Source organism: Roseimaritima multifibrata (genome assembly GCF_007741495.1).
Classification (GTDB): Bacteria; Planctomycetota; Planctomycetia; order Pirellulales; family Pirellulaceae; genus Roseimaritima; species Roseimaritima multifibrata.
In genome coordinates, this window is sequence record NZ_CP036262.1 from 1,575,092 (window position 1) to 1,582,750 (window position 7,659).

Here is a 7,659-nt window from a genome sequence, read left to right on the forward strand (position 1 = left end):
AAAGGTGCTCAATGCCATTCGAGAAACTTGATAGCTTCACTAATCCGTTTGGGGACAGCAGTGAACCTGAGGAGGTCCAAGAATCCAACGATGATTTACGCTTGCCCGCAAGCGATGTTGTTGTTCGTAAGCCACTTGGCAAGAGGCTGAAGTACTACGCGGTCAACGCGATCGCGTTACCGACGGGTTTAATTGTCAGTGCAGAAGTCTCTGCAGCTGGCCTGCGATCCCTATTGGCTGTTACGCAAATGCCTTTGAGCCGATTGCCAATTTCAGGTGCCGCACAAATTTCCCAGTACCAGGGGATAGAACGCTTGGATCTTGCCATTCTGATGGCTGCCCTATTGTTTGCAGCGACAGCCGTGTTGTGGGCGAATGTGTTCAAGTGTCTTGCCAAGCCAGGACAGATCACCGCGGACTGGAAAAACCGAAAGGCCTGGCTGATCCTTCGCAGCGTAATTGCGGTGACTGTGCTTTCTTCCGAAGCCGTGCTGTTCTACCACGGCGTAGCGGCCGAAGGTGGTGGTGGTTGGACTGAAACGCCGGTCTATGTCCCGTTAGTCACATCGGTGCTTTGGATCGCGGCGGTCGCCATGCTTGGAGCCTACCACAGTGATTACGTAACTGAACACAAAGAGTAGTTTCACCTCCATCCCCCATAAGGAATGAACAGATGTCTTATTTCCACGATGCCCTCAAACTCTTGTTCACTGTACTACTTATTTGTTGTTCGGAAGGCTGTGTTCCAGTCGAAACGGACCAAAGTCCGGCTATGTTCGACAGCGACTTGGACGACGCAACGCTAAACATCATTGTCGATACTTCGTCATCATTTCGCCGCACCTTTGAAATGCAAGGGGGGCCATTGATGAGCAAAGTGATTGTCGATTTTATGCAGCAGAACGCAGGCAAAGACATTCGCATAACCATTAGCCAGATGCAGGCCCGCGACAACGTCGTCCTCTTCGAAGGCGGCGCCAACGAGTTCAGGAAACAATTCAAGGCACCTGAGTCTCTGCTGGAACTGGTGGAATCCGCCGCAGAGCCGAACACGTTTTCGCCAGTATTTGTGGCAACGGGGAAATCGATTCGATATGCCAACGAGTATCTCGCACCATCCCTGAAGCCTGGAGGCCGACTGCTGACGGTTATCTACTCTGACATGGTTGATACGGAGCCGAACCGCGCGACACGTAGTCAGGAGGGGCATCAGATGCTTGCCGAACTTGAGCGATACCGTGGGGCAGGTGGTCGGTTGGCTTTGTACTGCGTGACCGAGGAGGAACGGACACGTTGGTTCAAAATCGTTGACCTCGCGGGGTTTGAAAGAAGCGATGTCGCGATTTTCAGTGACCGAGTAGCCGATCCTGACCTTCCACAATGGTACTAGAGGAGTAGGACCATGCCAAAGCTCCATTCTTTACTGGCGGATTTGCCCCGTGGTCGTCGTCCTGGCGATATCGGTGCCCGTCCCGACGCCCATTTCGAAGCACCGGAGAATTTGGTTGCTACGCGATCATTGCGTTTTGATCCGGCGGTCAACGATTGCAACAAATGGTTCATTGGGGTTGTCGGCGGGAAGGCTCAGCAAGATGGTTTTACCCGTGAGGGGCGCCCCTCGCGTTATGTCACGGGGGGCGTTCCGCTTGCCTGTGCAATCGACAATCACATTTTTTTATTGGCATCCAGTCGCTCCGGAAAAGGTCGAGGCGTGCTAGGCACGAACTTGGCCTTGTCGCCACCGGGGGCAAGTTCGTTTGTGATCGACCCTAAAGGAGACTTGGCTTCTCAATTTATTCGCTACCACGCGTTGGCTCAGGAAAAGGTATGTGGGTTAATCGACCCCATGTTATGTGCCGATTCTAGAACTCGGGAGTACAGGGTCGGCATCTGTCCGATTCGCTTCGTTATGGGCAGCGGGATAGAGGGGCTTGTCGAGCGTGCAACGATCATCGCGGATTCGTTTGTGCCGGAAGATGTCAATGCCAGAGAACGGCATTGGGATGAGAAGGCAAAAATGGCATTGGGCCCGATCGCGGCACATCTAGCAACACACCCATTGTATGAAGGAATTCGGAATGGGGTCGAATTGTGGCGGGCAATCACACAAATTGCCAAGCCATCGTTGGTCGATGAAAGTCGTTTTTCCCTAGATGTTGAAATGATGAGCAGCGAGTTGGAGTACGTGCGCGACGGAGCTCGTATGTTGTTTGACTGCTCCGAAACAGAATTCAGTGGGATCGTATCGACTCTGCGGCGACACTTGGGGTTTTTGTCGATCCAGGCCATTCAAAACTGCATGCTGCTTCCGGTTCAGCATGATCCTAGTGTTCTTGCCAGCGGGGGCGTCTCGCTATTCAGTAGCTTGCCTGCAAAGTACCAATCGACGTGCGCCGGATGGCAACGATTCATTATCCAGGCCCATCTGGCTCAGTTTGAAGAACACCGTATCCGATCTCGCTACCAATGCACTTTCTACCTCGATGAATTCCATACGTTGGGGCGAATGAAAGTGGTGGAGCAAGGTGCTGCATTGCTTGCCGGGCTCGGGGTGCGACTGGCAGTATGCGCGCACAGTCTTGGACAAATCCGCAACTTGTACTCTGAAAATTTTGAGATCTTCCTTAGTAACGCGGGAGTCATACAAGCCTTTGCCGTTGCCGATCAGATGTCGCTTGAGTACCTGTCCAAAAGGCTGGGCAATACAAGCACGCTCAGTCATGCAAGCTCCGCTGCGACGTATGGCCAGCAAACCGGCGATGGCATGGGCGGTGACTCGTATCAGGTCGGGTCCGATCCGCTGATGGCGCCTCATGAAATCGAGCAGTACTTTGGCCGAGACGACTCGCAGCTGCGACAGCTAATTCTTAGGCCCTCGCATAAGCCTGCTATCACGCAACGGGCGTACTTGGACAAACACTCCATTTTTGCGAATCGGTTCGACGAGGTGCATACATGATCCGTATTTATCGAACGGCTGCCTTGCCGCCTTATCCTCCACTTTACTTTGACGATAGCAATGGAGAAATCATGATCGTCGGTCGCCATGCTGCCGGCTGGGGGCTCGCGATGGGAGGTTTAATTGCTCAATCGCTTTTATATGCCAGCAGTTTCTGGGTCGCCTTTAAGGCTTGGGAGTGGATCGGAGAGTATCCCTTTGAGGCGGAGCTAGTTCGACAATTTGTCCTACTCGTGCAAATCTTTGGGGCAGGGATCGTCATGCAGGTTTGGTTCAAAGTTGTTAAGCACTGCTGTGTCAAAACGCTTAAGACGTGGCTTGCCGAAAGGGTTTTTTACTCCACGGTTCGCATCTACATCAACCGTCGGCAAGTTGGTTTTAAGTGCAGGCGATATCGGAACGGAGTTGTCCTTCCTCGGCGATTAAAAGCTCGACGGATTCGCCTGGAGTTTATCTCCACCGACGATCGCATCGATCCGTATGGGAGCACGGAGAGCCAGGAGCAGCAAATGGCTAGAAGATCTAAACGCTGCCTTCTGCTGGTTGTCAGTACTTGGCCTCAAATCGCCTCTGGCAAAATGCCGGGACCACCCGACCGACGTGCGTTTCCGATCGCAGAAATGCCCACTTCGATTTGTCGCAAATTCAATACCGTGTGCAATGCCGCACTACGACTATCGGATCCAACTTTTCAGCCCAAACCCCAGTCCACTGTAGGTCAGGACATCGACGCCTAATTCCATCACTTTCGACTCTGAGGTATGCCGACAATGATTCGTCCAGTTCCCCACAGCGAACCGCTTCTACTCAACGTACGGGAGGTCGCAGCGATTTTGGCCGTGTCTGAATCAACCGTGTACGCCCTGATACGGCAGCGCAAGCTAAGTTGCTATCGATTTGGACGGTGTATTCGTATCCACCGTGATGCAATTACAGAGTATTTGGACTCGCAGCGAGTTGAGTGCACTCCTGCGGAATTTCTCAACGCGAAACGGCACTTCTAATCCTATCCCTAAACACTTGCAGCACAGGTGACGTAATGACCTACCGACACATTAAGCAGCGCAGTGCAGAGTCACGAAGTACCTTTCAGAGTGCTTCGTCGCGACCTGAGAAGAAGCTGGCAGCCACCTTTAATCAGCGGGGGCAGAAATTGTCGTCGCAGGCACAATTCAAGCTAACTGCCTCAAACTTGCCTATGAAGAAGTTGCCTGCACCCAATTTGGCTTTAACGCCCAAGATTCCCCGCATGCCCTTACCTCCCGCAATCAGTTTAGCGATGTCCCGGATTAACAGTCGAAAGCTACCGCGAACCATGCCTGAAAAGGCACGTCCGCGCCGCAGTCAATTCAATCGTAGTGCCAAGACGATCGGAAAACGTCACCAGCCCAAAAAGGGGCGTGGACGCGGCTAGAGGTTGCGCTCCGACCAACGGAAATGTTAGACTACTCAGTAGCAACGATTGGAGACGATGATGACCACAGATGAAGAACAGATGGAAGCTTGGCTCGCACCTGAAACCCGAGTCTTGCGAACAGAGCAGGGAGAGCACCTGGAGCTAACTCAAACGATGGCGTTTTGGGAGCAGTACGACGACATCCGACAAGCTGGAGCGACCGAAGCTTTTTTAGTGGCGGCTGGAAAAGATGGAATGGATGAATTCGGTTTGCCGTTTGAGCTGGCAATCCAGAACTACGTCGGACATGTCTGGAACGAGTGCATCCGTTAGCCGGGTTAACATGCTGACGCATTGACTGTTCACTGACCGGCAAATCCACGCTGCCTACGGTCATTGGGCAATTTTACGTTTCTTCCGATTGAATGCAAATCAGTCTGCGCTATGGTAGTTACCCATACCCTGGTGACGTTCTCGATCATGAGGAATTGGACTGCTCGAACCTAAGCAAAACCGGCTGCATTGTGGCTGAGGCAATGAAACACGCCGAATCGAGAGCGTGGACAATACTTAGCTCTAATCAGGATTTATTTGTCATTGTATTCAACTGCGGCGGTGAATCACTGCTAATGTTTGATGATGAAGAGTAATCCGATTCGCTCTGACTTGAAATCTGGCTGCTGTTACTTTGGTGAGGCCGCAAGACCTCAATTTTGTGCGCGAGCGACCGGGCTCCCTCGCAAACACTTCCCTACGTTTTTTGCTATCTTAATCATCTCGCAAATTAAAAAAGATTGGGGAAAATGGCAAAAAAGGCTGACGAAACCGATTCTGGCTCGGAATTAGGTACAGGGGAAGACACTGGAGTATTTGCAAAGCTGAAAGCGTTGTTTGCTAAGCTGTGCGCTGACCATGAACGCTTGCAATCGTGGGGAATTATCCTCGGAATGTTCACCTCGATTGTCGGAGTCGCGATCGCTGCGGTTTCGGTGTATGTGGCTGCTGCGCGTTATAGTCATACGGTGACCCAGTACGTGCAGATGGAGAAGCGATTTAGCGAGGAGGATCGTCGAAAAATTTTTGACGGATTAGCGGCTTCAGAAACGAGATATCAGGGGGAAAGGCCATTTGGACTCTTTGAAGGTGGTATGCAGCATACGCTTCAACTGGAAATCTACTTCAAGGGTGTGAAAGGCGAGTATCGTGCATTTTTCCGGCTGCCTCGAGCATCCCAAATTCGTACCGAAACCCGAACACGAAATGTAAAAGGGGCCGATGGCGAATTGATGACTCAGGAATATGTCGTTCAAATTCCAGTTTACGAAGGGCCGGTAGCCGTTCAGGTGTCTCCGTTTGGCTGTGTCGAATGCGAATCTGCGAGTCGCCTCGACTATTTTCGTCAGGCTCAAAGGATTACAGATGTCCAGTTGCCTGCAGATCACATTCGCATTGCACGGGCAGGCATAGATTTCGGCGAACTAGAACTGGCGCAATATCACCTCAGCCGTGCGGTTGAAGCTGCAGCGAACTCAGATCTTCCGTCGATCGTCATTTCGAGAGCTTATGTAGACGTTGGGAAGACCTACTATATTCTCCGTGATTTGGAGAGTGGAAGAGAATTTTTGGACAAAGGCAAATCGCTTTTGCGAGTGAACGCACGTGAGGGGCAGCTTGGAGAACTTCATGCAGTTCTCAGTTGGGAGGCCCAGTTTGCTGCAACTCGGCACGATCATTCAGATCTTGATGCTTTGCTTTCTGAATTTGCAGCAACTGTGGACGGATATCAGGTCGGAGAATCGATGACTAGCAAAATGATTCAAGACACATACGCGATCTGTCTCGCAATTCGTTCATCGTATCATGAGTTCGATCCGGTGATCAGCGTTCCAAAGGAGTACAAAGAATATCTCCCGTCCGCTGGAGGATGGGTTCGCCCGATTTCAGTTGCAAACACGAATGACCGCAATGAAGTGCCCGCATTCTTTAAATGGCAGAGTGAAGATTGATTTGGCTAAGTGAGAGAAATGCAGCCTTCGTAAATTAGGCACGAGCTTTGGCAAGGAGTGCTGCTGCCATCTAGACTCAAAACTGAAACGTTCTGGGGTTTCGCACTAGAAGGTGGATGGTCAAGCGGAGTTGCGTCCGCTGACTGCTTTCATTGCCTGTTGCCTTAAGAAATTTGGGTTCTTGGCGATGTGGGAATAAACGCGGGCCACCATGGACGGGTCCTTGTGCCCCATCAAATGTGCTACGGAAATAGGATCGATGCCTCCGGTCGTAAGTGCTTCCGTTGCCCATGAGTGTCTGGCACCGTACGCAATTACTCGGAACCCTACTTTTTTCGATATCCGCGTCAGCCGGCACTTGATGGAGTCTTTACTCCATGGATTGCCTCTCGTGTTGATGAAGACGGGCCCGGTCGGGTGCTCCTGGGCGAGTCGATTGACGATTTCCTGGGCTTCGGGGACCAGGTAAATCACGCGGGAGTCGGTTTCCCCTTTGGATTCATCGATGGGGAAAATGATCAGATCACCGCTATGAAGGTGCCGCTTTTCGATTGTGCGGGCTTCCTTGGGGCGGCATCCTGTGATGTAGAGGAAATCCAGGAAGTCTACAAACGGGCCGGTCGCTTCTGCACGAATCTGTGCCCATTGTTCGGGGGAGTAGAAAATGTCTCGTCTTTTTCGTTTGGGCTTTTTCATCCCGACAATGGGATTTCTGCTGATGTAGTCTTGTTCGACTGCCCAGTTCAGCATCCGCTGAACTTTCGACACGGCATCGTTCTGGCTTGTCGAGCTGATGGCGAGACCTTCATGCCATTTGGTGACGTGATGGGTTTTCAGCTGAGACGGTTTCAGTCGTTTGCCAACGGACTGGATGAACGATTTGAGGTAGTGAAGATAGCTATCGTAGGTCGTCGGTTTCCGATTGGCTTGGCACCAATCCAGGTAGACCTGCGATAGGTCGTAGAGCGACCCGACATCAGCGGCGACCGATTCACGATCGGTCATCAGTTCGTAGAACTTTTGCTCTGCCTGCTTCTTATCTTTCCCGAGCGAGATCTGGCGTCCATTGATGGAGCAGTACCAGCTTTTCGTTTGTTTGCGAAAGAAAGGTTTTGGCTTGCGGGGCATCGTTGCTCTCCAATTCGTGCATTAATACGTGCATTGACGGTTTAATGATTGGGAGCAAGATTCAGAAAGGCAAGGTTTTCCTTAGTGGGCGATACAGAATTCGAATCTGTGACCTCTGCGGTGTGAACACAGCGCTCTAACCAACTGAGCTAATCGCCCCTGCGTTGCGA

At 51.7% G+C, this 7,659-nt stretch carries 8 protein-coding genes and 1 tRNA gene; 7 read left to right on the forward strand and 2 right to left on the reverse strand.

Annotated elements, in window-relative coordinates; all coding sequences use genetic code 11:
- Positions 1-11: 11 nt before the first annotated feature.
- From FF011L_RS05910 to FF011L_RS05940, 7 genes are all read left to right on the forward strand, one after another.
- Positions 12-641, forward strand: coding sequence for a hypothetical protein (locus tag FF011L_RS05910; RefSeq protein WP_145350746.1), 630 nt, complete (start codon positions 12-14; stop codon positions 639-641).
- A 32-nt stretch (positions 642-673) separates the two neighbouring features.
- Positions 674-1,390 carry a hypothetical protein gene (locus FF011L_RS05915; RefSeq protein ID WP_145350747.1) on the forward strand — a complete coding sequence of 239 codons (717 nt, stop codon included), beginning with the start codon at positions 674-676 and terminating at the stop codon, positions 1,388-1,390.
- A 12-nt stretch (positions 1,391-1,402) separates the two neighbouring features.
- Positions 1,403-2,959: a type IV secretory system conjugative DNA transfer family protein gene (locus FF011L_RS05920; RefSeq protein ID WP_145350748.1), complete on the forward strand. Its 1,557-nt coding sequence runs from the start codon at positions 1,403-1,405 to the stop codon at positions 2,957-2,959.
- Complete coding sequence (locus FF011L_RS05925; RefSeq protein ID WP_145350749.1) at positions 2,956-3,696, forward strand: hypothetical protein; 741 nt, start codon at positions 2,956-2,958, stop codon at positions 3,694-3,696. The genes FF011L_RS05920 and FF011L_RS05925 overlap by 4 nt, the downstream gene beginning before the upstream one ends.
- A 33-nt stretch (positions 3,697-3,729) precedes the next feature.
- On the forward strand, positions 3,730-3,963 hold the full coding sequence (locus FF011L_RS27195; RefSeq protein ID WP_218933039.1) for a helix-turn-helix domain-containing protein: 234 nt from the start codon (positions 3,730-3,732) through the stop codon (positions 3,961-3,963).
- Between the two features lie 467 nt (positions 3,964-4,430).
- Entirely contained in the window at positions 4,431-4,688 is a 258-nt protein-coding gene (locus FF011L_RS05935) for a hypothetical protein (RefSeq protein WP_218933040.1), read from the forward strand.
- 470 nt (positions 4,689-5,158) lie between these two features.
- The gene (locus FF011L_RS05940; RefSeq protein WP_145350752.1) at positions 5,159-6,361 is read left to right on the forward strand and encodes a hypothetical protein; all 1,203 of its coding nucleotides are present in this window, start codon (positions 5,159-5,161) and stop codon (positions 6,359-6,361) included.
- 120 nt (positions 6,362-6,481) lie between these two features.
- Here FF011L_RS05940 and FF011L_RS05945 read toward each other — a convergent pair whose 3' ends face one another.
- Positions 6,482-7,489 (reverse strand): tyrosine-type recombinase/integrase, encoded by a 1,008-nt coding sequence (locus FF011L_RS05945; RefSeq protein ID WP_218933041.1) that lies wholly within the window; start codon positions 7,487-7,489, stop codon positions 6,482-6,484.
- Between the two features lie 85 nt (positions 7,490-7,574).
- A tRNA-Val gene (locus tag FF011L_RS05950) sits at positions 7,575-7,648 on the reverse strand.
- Positions 7,649-7,659 lie beyond the last annotated feature (11 nt).